Genomic DNA, 15,554 nt, shown 5'->3' on the forward strand with positions numbered 1-15,554 from the left:
CTACTCCTCCACGGCCCGCGTGCCGGCGGCACGGGCCAAATCATCGATTGCCAGGGTGTCGGCGCTCAGGGCGCGATGACGGCCATCGAGCGCGGGCTCGCCCGCCTGCTCCACGGCCAGCGACTCGCCGGTACGCATATACCACGCGGCGCGACGACCCCAGACCAGCGCTTCGAGCAGGCTGTTGGAAGCCAGGCGATTCTTGCCGTGAACGCCGTTGCAAGCCGTCTCGCCCGCGGCGTAGAGCTCGGGCATCGAAGTGCGGCCGTCCTTGTCAACCCACACGCCGCCCATAAAGTAGTGCTGTGTGGGCGTAACGGGAATGGGCTCGTCCAAGATGTCGCGGCCGTCCTCCAGGCAGCGCGCGCGAATGTTGGCAAAGTGCCCGGTCACCACGTCGCGCTCGACGGGGGCAAAGCTCAGCCACTCGTGCTCGGTACCGTCCTGCTTCATCTGCTCGCGAATAGCGGCGGCGACCACATCGCGCGGCTGAAGCTCGTCGGTAAAACGCTCGCCGGCGGCGTTGAGCAGAATCGCGCCCTCGCCGCGGCAGCTCTCGCTGATCAGGAAGGTGCGGCCCGGCTGCGGCGAGAACAGGCCCGTGGGGTGGATCTGCACGTAGTCCAGATGCTCCATCCTAATGCCGTGCTCCTGCGCGATGTAGCAGGCGTCACCGGTGAGCTGCGGGTAGTTGGTCGAGTGGTCATATACGCCGCCGATGCCGCCCGTTGCCCACAGCGTGTGGCGGGCATGGATCCTAAACGGCTCGCCGGCATGCACACCCTCGGCGGCATTTGCCAGCTCGTCGGCGGGACGAACCGAGTTGTCCTCGTCCACGGGAACGGCGACGACGCCGGTACACACCGTGGCGCCGTCACGCTCGCCCGTCAGGATGTCGGTCATGGCCACATGCTCAAGAATCTGCACGTTGTCCAGCTTGCGGACGGCCTGGAGCAGCTTGGTCGTGATCTCCTTGCCCGTAATGTCGGCATGGAAGGCAATGCGCGGGCGGCTGTGCGCGCCCTCGCGGGTAAAGTCGAGGCTGCCGTCGGCCTTGCGCTCAAAGTCCACGCCCATCGCCAACAGGTCGTTGATGACCGAGCGGCTCGAGCGAATCATGATGTCGACGCTCTCGCGGCGGTTCTCGTAGTGGCCGGCGTGCATGGTGTCCTCAAAGAAGGCATCGTAGTCCGAGCCTTCGGGCAGCACGCAAATGCCGCCCTGCGCGAGCATCGAATCGCACTCGTCGACAGCGCCCTTGGAGAGCATGATCACGCGCGTGCTCGTCGGCAGGTTGAGAGCTGCGTACAGGCCCGCTACGCCGCAGCCGGCAATAACGACGTCGCACTCCATGTCGGGGTATTGTTTGGTTTCCACAGGAATCCTCTCCCTTAAATGTGACATAGGGAACCGTCCCTCATGCCACATTGTTCTAGCGCGCTGCGTACTCGAGCATACGGTCGAGCGTGAGCTTGGCCTGGTCGGCAGCCTCGTCCGAGACGCCAATCTGCACCTCGCCCTCGCCCGTCTCCAGGCAGCGCACGAGCTTCTCGAGCGTGATGAGATCCATGTTGACGCAGGTGGGCTGCACCGCGGGGAAGTAGAACTTCTTGCCGGTGCCCTGGCAGCGGCGCTCGAGCTCGTAGAGCACGCCGCGGACCGTCACGATAATAAACTCGCTCGCGTCGGACTCCTCGGCATACTTAATGATGCCGGCGGTGGAGCCGATGTAGTCGGCCTCGGCAAGGACGTCAGCCTTGCACTCAGGATGCGCCAGCACGAGCGCGTCGGGGTGGGCCTCCGTCGCGTCGACGATATGCTCGACGGTGATGATGTGATGGCGCGGGCAGTAGCCGTTGTTGAGGATGACGTGCTTTTGCGGCACCTGCTCGGCTACGAAGCGGCCCAGGTTTTGGTCGGGAATGAACAGGATATGCTGCTGCGGCAGCTCGGACACAATCTTGACGGCGTTGGAGCTGGTGACGCACACGTCGCTCCAGCTCTTGATCTCGACCGTGGAGTTGACGTAGCACACCACGGCCAGGTCGTCGCCGTACTCGGCGCGCGCCGCGTCGACCGTCTCGCGCTTGACCATGTGCGCCATGGGACAGTCCGCGCCCGGCTCGGGCAGCAGCACGGTCTTAGTGGGATTGAGCAGCTTGGCGCTCTCGCCCATAAACTCCACGCCGCACAACACGATGGTCTGCTGCGGCAGGCTTTTGGCGAGCTTTGCCAGGTAGAAGCTGTCGCCGACGTAATCGGCAACGGCTTGGACCTCGGGCGCCACGTAGTAGTGCGCCAGGATCACCGCGTCACGTTGGGTTTTTAGTTGCTGAATGGCCTCGACGAGCTCTGCGGGCACCAGTGCCGCGCGCTCCGTTGCCGTCGTTGCCGATGCTAGGCCGGCCGCGATATCGCGTGCAAGCTCCGACGCATCCATGTTCGCGCTCTGTGCCATCAAGGCCCCTCTCTTTTGGCGAATCTTGGGGCTTTAGTATGACACCTAGGTTTACAGCTGACAAGACAGCTGTAAACCTAGGTGTAAAGTTGAAATAAAGATTCAGTCATGTGGCAGGTCCATTTTCGAACTGGCAAGCTGAGGATAGCCGGGCTTTCGGTAGCGCAAGGGGCATCTTTCGCCACCGCAATACCGCTTGGCGCGAGTTGCACGCCGTGGGGCGCAAACGGTCCGCACCCCCGCAAGCGGCGCGTACCCGATGTGGCAAAATCGAACTACTTAAGGGGGCCGAATGCTCAAGATTATTGCCTGCGACGATGACGTCGCTTTTCTAGATAGACTGCACCGGATGATCGACCGTTGGTCGAGCGAGACGGGCACGGCGGTCGATGTTGCGCTCGTCACGCGCGGCGAGGACCTGCTGGCGCGCCATGCCGCGTCGCGCGCCGACATCATTCTGCTCGACATGATCATGCCGCTCGTCAACGGCATGGACACCGCGCGCGAACTGCGCCAGGCCGATACCGCCGTGCGCCTGGTGTTCCTCACCTCATCGCCCGAGTTTGCACTGGAGTCCTACGAGGTCCGCGCCTTCGATTATCTGCTCAAGCCCATGGCCTACGAGCGCCTGGCGCAGTTGCTCGACGAGCTTTCGAGCATGCGCCCGGCGGCAACCGACGAGCTCGTGATCAAAACTTCCTTTGGCTACCACGCCCTGCGCCTGTCCGACATCGAATATGCCGAGGCGCGCAACAAGCACGTGGTCTTCCACCTGCGCGACGGACGCGATATCGAGGCACTCGAGTCGTTCCGCAGCGTCGAGGACCGCTTGGAGCAAAACGCGGTCTTCTTTAAATGCCACCGCAGCTACCAGGTCAACCTGCGCAATATCGATCACTTTGACCGCACGGACATCGTCATGCGCTCGGGCGCGTGCATCCCGCTTTCGCGCAGCTGCAAGCAGGGATTCCAAGACGCCTACTTTGCGGTGCGCTTTGAGGGTGGGAGACACTGATGGTCTCCTCGGTCGAAATGGTCCTTTGGGCAATCCACCACGCCACGACGCTGCTCTTTGGCATCTTTGCCTCGGCGGCGCTGTGCGGTATCGAGATCAACCGGCGTCATGCGCTTGAACTGGTGCTGGTCGGTGCCGTAACCGGATGCGCATTTGGCCTCGCCAATGCCGTCGGCGGCGAGCTTTTCGCCCGCCAGGTATATCCGCTCGTCGTGCATCTGCCGCTCGTCATCTATTTGTGCGCGCGCTACCGCCTGAGCCCGCTGCTTGCCGTGCTCGGCATTACGAGTGCCTATCTGAGCTGCCAGTTCAGCAATTGGATGGGCATCGCCGCATTTGCCGCAACCGATTCTCAGATCGCGTACTATCTGGCGCGCATCGCGACCACACTCGCCGTCTTTGCCGTCCTGCTGCATTGGGCCGGCGACATCGGTCCGCGCTTGGCGATTAAAAGCACCACCGAGCTGGGCATCCTTTTAATCCTGCCGCTCGTCTATTACGTCTTTGACTATGCCACCAACGTCTACACCACGCTGTTCCACTCGGGCTCGGTGGTGACGGTTGAGTTTTTGGCCTTTGCGCTCTGCGCCTTCTATCTTATGTTTCTTGCCGTTTACCTGCGCGAATACGAAGAAAAGGAAACCGCCGAGCGAGAGCGCTGGATGCTCGAAACCCGCGACAGCGCCGCCATCAAAGAGCTCGAGGCTTGGCGTCAATCTGGGCGCGAGCTGTCGATTCTTCGCCACGATATGCGCCACTTCCTACGCGGCCTGGCCGCTTTAATTGAGGAGGGCCACACCGACGAGGCGCTCGATCGAATCGACGAACTCTGCGAAGCCGGCGACCGCACCGCCGTACGCCGCTTCTGCGCCAACGAGACCGTAAACATCGCGCTTTCGTCATTTAACTCGGATATCAATAGAAACGGCATTACCGCCAACCTGCGCGCCGCCGTACCCGAAACCATCCACGTAGGCGACGCCGATCTGTTTAGCGTGCTCTCAAATGCCTTGGAAAACGCTATCACCGCCGCAAGCGCCGCACCCCAAGGAAAGCGATTCGTCGACTTTGACCTGCGATTAGAGGACGGCCAGCTGCTGTTGTTAGTTTCCAACACGTTTGACCGCGCGCCGCGCATGGTCGACGGCATGCCCGTAGCCGGGCACACCGGACACGGCTTTGGCACCAGGAGCATCAAACTTGCCGTGGAGCGCATGAACGGCAACTGTCAGTTCCGCATTAACGGCGATCGGTTTGAGCTGCGCGCTGTGATGTAGAAGTGCGGCGCCGATCTCGCGGCGTGTCTTGCCCGCTAGGCAATCGCTCACCGGCGCCAATCCGCTACAGCGGAGCGGCCGCCGGAGTCAGCTGCTTGATGTAGGCCCACATGCGCTGCTTGGCCGCTTTGTCGGTCAGCGCCGCCTCAAAGCCGTCGAGCGCGAGCACGCGGCGGCCCTGCACATGGGCGACCAGGCCGGGCTTGAGCATGGCGGTGTCGAAGTCATCGATCGCCACGAGCATATCGGCGTAGGTCTCGCGCATGGCATCGGCCGCGTTGTTGTCGAGCAGTAGCACCGCCTCGGGGTCCAAGGCCTCGAGCGCCTCGCGGAACAGCTCGCACGGCAGAGTCTCGCCCACCGCGACCGCTCCGTCACCCACGCCGGCGACGCTTGCCAGCACGCAAAAATCCTCGGGCGCGTAGCCGATGGCCCCAAGCGCCTTGCGCAACGCCGCGCCATCCGGGCCGGCGGCAAGCTCGCCACCCGAACGCTCGGCCTCGTCCAAATCGCCTTTGACCAGCACGATCGGCGAGCACGCGTTGCCCGCGATACGCACGCCACGGACCGCAAGCGATGTGAGCTCCTGCTCGGCCGCCTGGGCGATGGCTTCTTTTTTCTGGCTTTGTGACGTGGGCATGCGCTCTCCAATCGTTTGCGTGCCCACCATTATATAAAAGAGCTGCCCGCGAGTGGTTGCTTTGCGGGCGGCTGGGTATAAGCACGGTCGTACTGAGTTTTACGCGGCTGAGCCGCGTCACATTATGGAGGTCACCATGGCTGACATCAAGCAGATTACCCCCGAGAACTTCGATTCCGTCGTTAAAGACAGCCTGCCCGTGCTGGTCGATTTTTGGGCACCGTGGTGCGGTCCCTGCCGCTCCCTCTCGCCCATCGTTGACGAGGTTGCCGATGAGCTGGCGGGCAAGCTTGCCGTTGCCAAATGCAACGTCGACGACAACCAGGACCTGGCCATGAAGTATGGCGTCATGAGCATCCCGACGCTGATTGTGTTTAAGAACGGCGAAGAGATTGACCGCTCGGTTGGCGCTCTGCCCAAGGCGAGGCTGCAGGCGCTGCTGAAGAAGCATCTGTAATACGCTTGTTACTTACCCGCCGTCTATGAGCGCTTTTGCACCGCTCGCCGGACCGCCGGATGCGGCGCGGGCGACCACGGATAGTATGGTAGTTACAAACAGCCCCCAGTGAACGGGTGCGGGTCGCACAGACTCGTACCCGTTTTCTTATGCAGCTGCGCGCAAAGCGGGCGTAGTAAAATCTGAACCACTGAACTGCCCCATACAAAAGGAGATTTCCCATGCATGATGTTGGAATGAATATGAGCCAGCTTGCCATGAGCGTCAAGCAGGTCGACGACACCATCGAGCTCGCTCACGAGTGGAGCCATCAGCTGCTGCATGCGACCGAGAATTTTGACATGGAGCGCATCGGCGCCAAGCTCGAGGCAGCCATGGCCGCGCTGCACGAGGCCCATGATGCACTCGAGGGCTACGAAGAGGCCATCGAGGCCGACCACAACTCCGTCGGCTCCGTGAAGCTGGTGTAACGTGGCCGAACACGAGCACGGCTGCGGGTACGAGCACGAGCATCCGCATGGGGCGGACGGTGACGCGGGCTGCCACTGTAGTGGCTCCGGCTCCGAGCTGGTCCGCTTTTCGGTTACCGCACCGGACGACCTGCTGCGCCGTTTTGACGAACAGATCGCGCGCCGCGGCGACGTGGCCAACCGCTCCGAGGCCGTGCGCGACCTGATTCGCGCCTCGATCGCCAAAGAGCAGATGCGCACGCCCGATGAGCACGTTATCGGGTCGCTCACCATGATCTACGACCATCACACCGGCGATCTGACGCGCCGCCTGGACGAGGTGCAGCACGACTACACCGACGAGATCGTGTCGACCATGCACGTGCATCTGGATCACCACAACTGCTTGGAGATTCTGGCGCTCAAGGGTCGCGGCGAGCGCGTCTACGAACTAGCCGACCGCCTGCTGGGCCTGCGCGGCGTTAAGCACGGCGAGCTCACGTGTGCCGCCACCAAGCAGAGCCTGGGGCTGTAGCGGGATTTCCCGCAGCGCACCTGCCAAAAAGGGACAGGTTTGTTTTGGCAGGTTTAGCGTTTTACCTACCAAAATAAACCTGTCCCTTTTTGGTCGGTTTTGATGAGGGGTGTCGCATGCGGCATGTGCATATTCATGTGACGGGCATTGTGCAGGGCGTTGGCATGCGACCGTTTGTGTATCGCGAGGCCATGGCGCATGGCATTTGCGGATGGGTGCTCAATGCGGGCGACGGCGTGCATATCGAGGCGCACGCTTGTGCCGAGGCGGTTGACGGATTTGTCGCTGCGCTTTCTGAGCATGCGCCCGCGGCGGCTCGCGTTGAGCGAGTCGATATTGCGGATTTGGAGCCTGGCGGTTGGAGCACTGCCGATGAGCAGGGCTTTCACATTGTGGCGTCGCAGGACCAGACCGCGCACACCACACTTGTCTCGCCCGATATCGCCACCTGTGACGATTGCCTGCGCGAGTTGTTCGATCCCGCCGACCGACGCTATCACTACCCCTTTATCAACTGCACTAACTGCGGACCGCGCTTTACCATCATCCGCTCGCTGCCTTACGATCGAGCGGCTACCTCGATGGACCGTTTTCCCATGTGCCCCGAGTGTGCCGCGGAGTATGCCAATCCGCTCGACCGGCGTTTTCACGCGCAGCCCGATGCCTGCTTTGATTGCGGGCCGCATATTACGTGGCGCGAGGCTGTGAACGGCGATGCGTGCGGGAATTCGTCCGCGACACCGACCGTCGGCACCACACGCGAGGCCAGCGACGCTATCATCGAGCGCTGCGTTGAGCTGCTGGCCAGCGGTGGCATCGTCGCCATCAAGGGCCTGGGCGGATTCCATCTAGCCTGTGACGCTGCCAACGAGCAAGCGGTGGCCGAGTTGCGCCGTCGCAAACGCCGCAGCAACAAACCACTTGCCGTCATGGTGCGCAGTCTTGCTGATACCGAGCGCCTGTGTCATATCGACGATGCTGAACGCGATCTGCTCGCCGGCAGCATCCGCCCCATTGTGCTGCTGCGCCGGCGCACTGTTGGCGAGGGCAACGGCGGTTCCCCCGACGCCCTCGCGCTCGCGCCGTCCGTCGCGCGCGACCTTCCTGAGCTCGGCGTCATGCTCCCCTATACACCGCTTCAACATCTGCTGCTTGTAGCTGCCGCGTCGCATGACATGCACGCGCTGGTCATGACCAGCGGAAACCTGAGCGAAGAACCCATCGAGACCGACGACGACCTTGCCTGGGAACACCTCGTTGCCGCCGGCATCGCCGACGCGCTGCTCGGTAACGACCGCGCGATCCTCTCGCGCTACGACGATTCTGTGGTGCGCGTGGTCGACGGCGCCGTTATGCCCGTGCGCCGCGCTCGCGGATATGCACCCCAGCCGCTGCCGTTGCCGGCGCTCGACGGCACCACGCCCTGCGTACTCGCCTGCGGGCCGCAGCAAAAAGCCACGATTGCGCTCACGCGTGAAGGGACGAACGGCGAAGCGACCTGTTTTGTGTCGCAGCATATCGGCGATGTCGAAAACGGCGCGACTTTCGATGCTTGGAGCGCCGCGCGCTCGCGTCTGGAAAACCTCTTTGACCTGGCGCCTGCCGCCTTGGCATGCGACATGCATCCCAGCTATCTGTCGAGCCAATGGGCGCGCGAGCAGGCGCGGGAGCACGATCTGCCGCTTATCGAAGTCCAGCACCACCATGCGCACATCGCGAGCGTAATGGCAGAGGCGATTGTCGCAGGCCGGCTTGCGCCCGATGCACGCGTCCTCGGCATCGCCTTCGACGGCACGGGCGCCGGCACCGATGGCACCATATGGGGCGGTGAGTTTCTTGTCGCCCGTCTCGCCGATTTTGAGCGCGTCGCGCATCTGCGCACCTGGGCGCTCCCCGGTGGGGCGGCCTCCGTGCGCGATGCCCGCCGCAACGCCTTTGCCCTGCTCAGTGAGCTCGGCCTGCTCGAGCACCCAGGTGCCGCTCGGCTTTTAGACAGCCTCGACGAGCAAACGCGCAGCGTGACAGCCACCATGATCGAGCGCGGCATCAACAGCCCGCGTACCAGCAGCATGGGGCGTTTCTTTGATGCCACGGCAGCAATTCTGGACATCTGCGACAAGGCAACCTACGAGGGCGAACCCGCCATCGAGCTCGAAGCCGCCGCCTGGCGCGCGCTCGACAGCGAAATCGCCCATTTTCCCGACGACAACGCCGGCTACTCCGCATCTGACCCATCGTGGCTGGACGGCCCCTATGTTCTGGACCAGAAAGCACTCTTTGAGGCACTTTTGGGAGGAATTGAAGCCGGAGCGCCCGCCAACAGGCTCGCACTCGACTTCCATGTCGGCATCGCGCGCTCCTCGGCGCGCATCGCCAGCGATATCTGCGTGCACGAGGGCATCGACACCGTCGCGCTCTCGGGCGGCGTGTTCATGAACCGACTTCTGCTTCAGCTCCTCGCCCGCGAGCTCAAAAGCGTGGGCCTTACTGTCCTTGTCCCCCACACCGTACCCGTCAATGACGGCTGCATCGCCTACGGTCAGGCGGCGGTCGCAAGCGCTCGTCTCGCACAGGTCGCGCCACAATAGGCTGTTCGGCCAGCCCGCAAGCCGCCGTCTCACAGGTGTAGCGCGTTTGCCCGCAGCGCCCGCGAGCGCTACCATCAACTGATGGATTATTGAGCGCCCGTCCAGCGCAAAGCGTATAAAAGGGGAACAATATGTGCCTTGCCGTTCCCGGTAAAGTAGTCAAACGCGACGACGACCTCAAGGCCACCGTCGACATGATGGGCATCGAGCGCCCCGTGTCGCTGCGACTCGTGCCGACGGCGCAGGTTGGCGACTATATTCTCGTACACGCCGGCTTTGGCATCCAGATTGTCGACGAGCAGGAAGCACAGGAAACGCTCGAGCTTGTTAATGCCATGTCCGAGCTGATCGAAGAAGACCAGCTGACCACCAACCCGGCGGAGGCTTACTAGTGGCGCCCGAGCAGCCGGCGCGCTCCGGTATCGATTTCTCGGCATTCCGCGATCCCAAGCTGGCTCGCGAGCTCATCGAGCGCATTCATGAGCTTGTCGGCGACCGCACCATCAACCTTATGGAAGTCTGCGGCACGCATACCGTGAGCATCGGGCGCTATGGCTTTCGCTCCATTATGCCGGCCGGGCTCAAGCTGCTGAGCGGCCCGGGCTGCCCCGTCTGCGTCACCGCCAACCGCGACATCGACCACGCAATCGCGCTCGCCAACATAGACGGCGCCATCATCACCACCTTTGGCGACATGATGCGCGTGCCCGGATCATCCACCTCGCTCGCTGCGCAAAAGGCGGCGGGGCGCGATATCCGTATCGTCTATTCCCCGCTCGACGCGCTCGACATTGCCGAGCAAAACCCTGATCGCCCGGTCATTTTTATGGGCGTGGGCTTTGAGACTACGACGCCCACCATCGCCGCCGCCATCTTGGAGGCCGAGGCGCGCGGGCTTTTGAACTTCTCGGTCTATTGCGCCCACAAGGCCACGCCGCCGGCGTTGCGCGCCATCGCCAACGACCCCGAGACCACCATCGACGGCTTTATCCTGCCGGGCCACGTCGCCACCATCACGGGCTTGGTGCCCTTTAGCTTTTTGGTCGACGAATTCAATACCCCGGGCGTGGTCACGGGATTTGAACCGGTCGATATCCTGCAGGGCATCTGCATGCTGGTCCAGATGGTTGTCGAGGACAGGCCGGTGATTGACAACGCCTACCGCCGTGGCGTCAACGCAGACGGCAATCCCGTGGCGCGCCAGCTGGTCGAGCAGGTGTTTGAGCCGTGCGATACCACATGGCGCGGGCTGGGGCTGATTGCCAACTCGGGCCTTTCCATCCGCCCCGAGTTCTCGCGCTTTGATGCCCGCGCTCGCTTTGACGTGCCCGTTGAGGCGACGGTCGAGCCGCGCGGGTGCCGCTGCGGCGACGTGCTGCGCGGGGCCATTGCGCCGAGCAGCTGCCCGCTCTTTGGCCGCACCTGCACGCCCGAGCACCCCGTCGGCCCGTGCATGGTGAGCTCCGAGGGCAGCTGCGCGGCGTACTACCGCTACCGCGACTAGCCCGGGCACACCCGCACACCGGCACCACCCACGATTGGAGTTTTCGATATGTCCCATAGCGTTACCGATAGCACCGTCCTGCTGGGCCACGGCTCCGGCGGCCAGATGATGAAACGCATCATCGATGAGGTCTTTTTGGATGCCTTTGGGTCGCCCGAGCTGCTCGAAGGCAACGATGCCGGCGTCGCCGCGCTGCCCGCGAGCGGGCGCATCGCCATGTCGACCGACAGCTTTGTAGTCTCGCCGCAGTTCTTCCCCGGTGGCAACATCGGCCGCCTCGCCGTGTGCGGAACCGTCAACGACGTCGCGACCTCGGGCGCCAACGTGCGCTACCTGTCGTGCGGCTTTATCCTCGAAGAGGGCTATCCCATGGATAGGCTCCGCCAGATTGTGCAGACGATGGCCGAGACGGCGCACGAGGCGGGCGTGTCCATAATCACGGGCGACACCAAGGTGGTCGAGCGCGGCGGGGCCGACGGCGTCTATATCAATACCGCCGGCGTGGGCGAGGTGCCTGCAGGCGTGGCGCTCAGCGGCGCAAACTGCCAGCCCGGCGATGTCATCCTGGTCTCGGGTACACTGGGCGACCACGGCATCGCTATCATGAGCCAACGCGAGGGTCTGGCGTTTTCGAGCACCATCGAAAGCGACGCCGCGCCGCTCAACCACCTGATTGCCGATGTGCTTTCCGCAGCACCCGACACACGCTGCTTCCGCGACCCCACGCGCGGTGGCCTGGCCTCGACGCTCAACGAGTTTGCGCAGGCCAGCGGCGTTGCCATGGAGATCGACGAGGATGCCGTGCCCGTGCGTCCCGACGTGCAGGCCGCCTGCGAGATGCTCGGCTACGATGTGCTGCAGGTGGCAAACGAGGGCAAGATGGTTGCCGTCGTGCCGGCCGAGCAAGCCGATGCCGCGCTGAGCGCCATGCGCGCCGCCCGCTACGGCGAGAATGCCGCCATCATCGGCCGCGTGCTGCCACTTGCCGAGGGCGCCCATCCCGCCGTGCGCGTGCGCACCGGCTGGGGCTCGACCCGCATCCTCGACATGCTCGTAGGAGAGCAGCTGCCGAGAATTTGCTAACGACAAAGGCTCAGGGCTATTAAAGATATTCAGATTCCAAACATGCCCGGCACGCATGCCCAGTATCATGGGGTGCGTTTTACAACTCAAGCGGCAGGAGCACCCATGGCAGCAGCTTTTTCCCATGTGATCTTTGACCTGGACGGCACCATTCTCAACACGCTCGAGGACCTGGCGGCCGCCGGCAACCATACCTGCGAGGCGCACGGCTGGCCCACGTTTGCCGTTGACGAGTACCGCTACAAGGTGGGAAACGGCATGCTCAAGCTGGTTGAGCGCTTTATGCCCGCCGAGTACGCAGGCGACGGCCGCATGTTTGAGCAGACGCTTGCCGAGTTTAGGGCTTACTACGGCGAGCACAAGGAAGACCACACCGCTCCCTATGCCGGCACGATCGAGATGCTCGACCGCTTGCGCGCCGCGGGCGTTCAGCTTGCCGTGCTCACTAACAAGGACCACGTCTCGGCGGCTCCGCTTATCGAGAAGTATTTTGGTTCCGAGCGCTTTGCGCTGGTGCAGGGCCACGTCGATGCGTTTCCGCCCAAGCCCGAGGCGCCTGTTACACTGCATGTGATGAAAGAGCTAGGCGCCGATCCGTCGACCACGCTCTATGTGGGCGATTCCAATGTCGATATCCTGACCGGTCACAACGCCGGCCTTAAGAGTGCGGGCGTCAGCTGGGGCTTCCGCGGCCGCGCAGAGCTGGAAGCCGCCGGCGCCGACTACGTGGTGGACACCCAGGGCGAGCTCGCAGCGCTGATCCTGGGCGAGTAACGAGCGACACTGCTTAACGCAGCTGCGACAATTCTTCCGCGCGGAAAGCGCATCCCGTTTTGGAGCTCCGGAATGGGATGCGCTTTCCGTTTGAGGCGCATCAGGGAAACCGCATCCCGTTTCAGAGCAATATTCCGGGTCGCACTTTCCGTAACCCACCCCATCCGGAAACCGCGACCCACTATTCGGCCAAAAACCGGGTCACGGTTTCCCAAGCACTCGATGCAACGCTGGCACAAGGAGTGTCCCCGACTACCGGCAGAAAAGGAACGTCCCCAGCTGCCGCCTTCCCAATGACTACTTCAGCGATGGCAACGTCGCAGGTAAAAGTGCCACTTTAAGCCAACCAAGGGAACGACGTTGTTTTGGCAACGACATCGAAAGCCCGCCAGAGCGAGCAAGGTGTCTTGAAACAAGGCGGCATTGACCTTTTGGTCATGCCGCCGAAGTTGAAAGGCAGGTTGCCGCTCTGGCGGGTTTGCAGCGTCGAGCCGTTACGCGGTTTGGTAAAACGCCGCAACGAACTACCGCGTAACCCCCTAGCTCAGCATTGCATCCATCATCTCGGAGTTGACGGAGTCGTCGGCAGACCACTCGCCATCGTCGTTGCAGGTGTACTTGAAGATAACCGTGGTCTTTCTGGGCTCGGTGGCCTTGGTCACATCGACCATAACCTGACCGGCCATCTTGTACAGCTCGTCATCGGAAGGAACCGTGTCAAGCGCGGCGACCTTCTCCTGATACTGGGTGGAGAAGTCCTCGACGATCTTGTTCATAGACTTGCAGGTGATGGAGACCTCGGCGGTCGCGACACCCTTGTCTTCGTCGACCGTCACGTCGCCGATCTTGTAGTCAAAGCCCTCGAGATAGGTCTTGGCATACTCCTTGGGATCGATACCCAGCTGCTCGAACTCGTCGCCCGAAGCCTCCTCCAGACCAGAGAGGAAGTCGTCGCCACCGTTCTTGACCTCGTCAAACTGAGTCGTAAGATCCTCGGTGATGAGTTCCTCGACCGAAGGGCCTCCGCAACCGGAAAGCAGGACCACGCATGCAACCAAGACGGCCATGAGGGGCGCAAGCAGCAGCTTCTTTTTCATGTTGTTCCTCCCAATGAGCGGCACCGCGCTTCCCAGACGCGGCGCACGTTGTAATAAGTAAGCCCATACTATCCGCTTATGAACACCCTCGGCAACGCGAAGGCACGGTCGGTTCGTTTTAGCGTCCGAACGGTTTGCAAGCCCGCCCAACGTGCAATAAAACGCTTTCCCGCGGTGCAATAAAAAAGTTGGCCGGAAAACCCGACCACCCTTGCACATCCTTTGGATGCCGCAATTTACTTGCGGACGACCTTAACGATGGCGTCACCGGCGGCGACAGCGGAGTCGGCCTCGACGGCGAGTTCGACATCGGCAAACTCGGCGGTGTTGGACACGGCCACGACGACGCAGTCCTTGTAACCGGCGGCAGCAATCTTGGCGCGGTCAATCTTGAGGATGGGCTGGCCGGCCTTCACGACGTCGTCGGCCTTGACGAAGCCCTCGAAGCCGTCACCGTTCATGTTGACGGTATCGACGCCAACGTGCACCAGAACCTCGATGCCGCTATCGGACTGCAGACCCACGGCGTGACCCATGGTGACGGTCACCTTACCGTCGCAGGGAGCGTAGACCAGATCGTCCTCGGGCCACACGGCACAGCCCTTGCCCAGAACCTCGCCACCAAAAACGGGATCGGGCACGTCGGCCATCTTGATGACCTTGCCCTTGACGGGCGAGCACAGCACGTCGGCGCCAGCAGAAGCAGAGATGGAGGCCGGAGCAGCGGCAGCCGCGGGCTCAGCCTTCTTCTTGAACATGTCAAACAGACCCATACGTTTTCTCCTCTTGATTAAGCGCAACGTTGTGCGCATGCCTACGGTAATTATAGTGCCAAATGGTTCAAATGCTAAGGTGGGGACTCGAATCGCGAGCCCTTCCCGGTAGCGCTCGTGGAATGGAGCGTCTCCTTTGCATCGCGGATCGATAAGCCGAGTATCGCCTGCGCGGGTTATCGAGCGCATGGAGGGTCTCTACCAGACCACGCTGGCCGAGACACAGGAGCTGCTCGACCCCACGCAGCTTGACCACGCCGCCAAACTCATCGCGAACGCCCGGCAGGTCGACATCTACACGGGCTCGCACAATCTCTATCCAGCGGGAATGTTCCGCGATCGCCTGCTCTCCGCCGGTAAAAGCGCGACGTGCCACGACAATGTCGAGGCCCAGGTGCGCACGGCGCTCGCCTCGGGCCCCGACCATGCGGCAATCGTCATCTCCTACAGCGGCCTTGCCCCCAGCCTCAAGGACATCTTGCCGATCCTCAGCAGTCAGCATGTCCCGGTCATCGTCATCGGCACGCCATACTGCGCGCGCATTCACCCCGGCTTTGCCGCCTACCTTACGGTGAGCGACCACGAGAGCATGACGCATCGCATCACGCAGTTTGCGAGCCACATCGCCGTGCAATACGTGCTCGATTCGCTCTACAGCAGCTACTTCGCCAAAGGCTACGCCCGCTGCGCCGAATTCCTAGAGCGCTCATTCCCCTACACCCGCCTGCCCGGACTCAAGTAGCGACGAGCGTGGATAATCTCCCACTTTGAGGCCGTACATAGACCAAAACCGGGAGATTATCCACGCTCATTTTGCGGGTAGTCGTTGGGAGTGTCCCAAGGTACCGGCAGAAAAGGAACGTCCCCAAGTGCCGGCCCGGCAACGCCGATGTTCTGGCAACAA

16 protein-coding genes are annotated in these 15,554 nt (G+C 62.5%); 11 read left to right on the forward strand and 5 right to left on the reverse strand.

What is annotated here, in order from left to right:
- A complete protein-coding gene (locus ARB25_RS10210; RefSeq protein WP_055285313.1) occupies nucleotides 1–1,404 on the reverse strand; it encodes an L-aspartate oxidase in 1,404 nt (467 codons plus the stop codon).
- Between the two features lie 28 nt (nucleotides 1,405–1,432).
- Nucleotides 1,433–2,458, reverse strand: coding sequence for a quinolinate synthase NadA (nadA, locus tag ARB25_RS01570; RefSeq protein WP_082421809.1), 1,026 nt, complete (start codon nucleotides 2,456–2,458; stop codon nucleotides 1,433–1,435).
- A 292-nt stretch (nucleotides 2,459–2,750) separates the two neighbouring features.
- On the opposite strand from nadA, the gene ARB25_RS01575 reads away from it, so the two are divergent.
- Both ARB25_RS01575 and ARB25_RS01580 read left to right on the forward strand, forming a co-directional pair.
- On the forward strand, nucleotides 2,751–3,473 hold the full coding sequence (locus ARB25_RS01575; RefSeq protein WP_055285314.1) for a LytR/AlgR family response regulator transcription factor: 723 nt from the start codon (nucleotides 2,751–2,753) through the stop codon (nucleotides 3,471–3,473).
- Entirely contained in the window at nucleotides 3,473–4,750 is a 1,278-nt protein-coding gene (locus ARB25_RS01580; RefSeq protein ID WP_055285315.1) for a sensor histidine kinase, read from the forward strand. Before ARB25_RS01575 ends, ARB25_RS01580 begins: the two co-directional genes overlap by 1 nt.
- Nucleotides 4,751–4,814: 64 nt before the next feature.
- Here the strand turns inward: ARB25_RS01580 and ARB25_RS01585 are convergent, their stop codons facing one another.
- Nucleotides 4,815–5,390, reverse strand: coding sequence for a hypothetical protein (locus tag ARB25_RS01585; RefSeq protein WP_055285316.1), 576 nt, complete (start codon nucleotides 5,388–5,390; stop codon nucleotides 4,815–4,817).
- Between the two features lie 136 nt (nucleotides 5,391–5,526).
- Here ARB25_RS01585 and trxA point away from each other — a divergent pair, with 136 nt between their 5' ends.
- The 8 genes from trxA to ARB25_RS01625 all read left to right on the forward strand — a co-directional run bounded on the left by trxA (nucleotide 5,527) and on the right by ARB25_RS01625 (nucleotide 12,780).
- A complete protein-coding gene (trxA, locus tag ARB25_RS01590; protein ID WP_055285317.1) occupies nucleotides 5,527–5,847 on the forward strand; it encodes a thioredoxin in 321 nt (106 codons plus the stop codon).
- Nucleotides 5,848–6,068: 221 nt separating this feature from the next.
- Nucleotides 6,069–6,317 carry a hypothetical protein gene (locus ARB25_RS01595; protein WP_006235225.1) on the forward strand — a complete coding sequence of 83 codons (249 nt, stop codon included), beginning with the start codon at nucleotides 6,069–6,071 and terminating at the stop codon, nucleotides 6,315–6,317.
- Between the two features lies 1 nt (nucleotide 6,318).
- Nucleotides 6,319–6,831, forward strand: coding sequence for a nickel-responsive transcriptional regulator NikR (gene nikR, locus ARB25_RS01600; RefSeq protein WP_118205863.1), 513 nt, complete (start codon nucleotides 6,319–6,321; stop codon nucleotides 6,829–6,831).
- 116 nt (nucleotides 6,832–6,947) lie between these two features.
- Nucleotides 6,948–9,419, forward strand: a complete 2,472-nt coding sequence (hypF, locus tag ARB25_RS01605; RefSeq protein ID WP_055285318.1) for a carbamoyltransferase HypF — start codon at nucleotides 6,948–6,950, stop codon at nucleotides 9,417–9,419.
- Between the two features lie 131 nt (nucleotides 9,420–9,550).
- Nucleotides 9,551–9,811: a HypC/HybG/HupF family hydrogenase formation chaperone gene (locus tag ARB25_RS01610; protein WP_055285319.1), complete on the forward strand. Its 261-nt coding sequence runs from the start codon at nucleotides 9,551–9,553 to the stop codon at nucleotides 9,809–9,811.
- Nucleotides 9,811–10,923 (forward strand): hydrogenase formation protein HypD, encoded by a 1,113-nt coding sequence (hypD, locus tag ARB25_RS01615; RefSeq protein ID WP_253276024.1) that lies wholly within the window; start codon nucleotides 9,811–9,813, stop codon nucleotides 10,921–10,923. Before ARB25_RS01610 ends, hypD begins: the two co-directional genes overlap by 1 nt.
- 48 nt (nucleotides 10,924–10,971) lie before the next feature.
- Nucleotides 10,972–12,006 carry a hydrogenase expression/formation protein HypE gene (hypE, locus tag ARB25_RS01620; RefSeq protein ID WP_035136616.1) on the forward strand — a complete coding sequence of 345 codons (1,035 nt, stop codon included), beginning with the start codon at nucleotides 10,972–10,974 and terminating at the stop codon, nucleotides 12,004–12,006.
- A gap of 105 nt (nucleotides 12,007–12,111) precedes the next feature.
- On the forward strand, nucleotides 12,112–12,780 hold the full coding sequence (locus ARB25_RS01625; RefSeq protein WP_055285320.1) for an HAD family hydrolase: 669 nt from the start codon (nucleotides 12,112–12,114) through the stop codon (nucleotides 12,778–12,780).
- A gap of 539 nt (nucleotides 12,781–13,319) precedes the next feature.
- On the opposite strand, the gene ARB25_RS01630 is transcribed toward ARB25_RS01625, so the two are convergent.
- Nucleotides 13,320–13,877: a hypothetical protein gene (locus tag ARB25_RS01630; protein ID WP_022093779.1), complete on the reverse strand. Its 558-nt coding sequence runs from the start codon at nucleotides 13,875–13,877 to the stop codon at nucleotides 13,320–13,322.
- Between the two features lie 236 nt (nucleotides 13,878–14,113).
- Nucleotides 14,114–14,650, reverse strand: coding sequence for a PTS sugar transporter subunit IIA (locus ARB25_RS01635; RefSeq protein WP_055285321.1), 537 nt, complete (start codon nucleotides 14,648–14,650; stop codon nucleotides 14,114–14,116).
- Between the two features lie 136 nt (nucleotides 14,651–14,786).
- On the opposite strand from ARB25_RS01635, the gene ARB25_RS01640 reads away from it, so the two are divergent.
- Nucleotides 14,787–15,392, forward strand: a complete 606-nt coding sequence (locus tag ARB25_RS01640) for a MurR/RpiR family transcriptional regulator (RefSeq protein WP_156327648.1) — start codon at nucleotides 14,787–14,789, stop codon at nucleotides 15,390–15,392.
- Nucleotides 15,393–15,554: the final 162 nt, after the last annotated feature.

The organism is Collinsella aerofaciens, from assembly GCF_001405375.1.
Taxonomy (GTDB): domain Bacteria; phylum Actinomycetota; class Coriobacteriia; order Coriobacteriales; family Coriobacteriaceae; genus Collinsella; species Collinsella aerofaciens_F.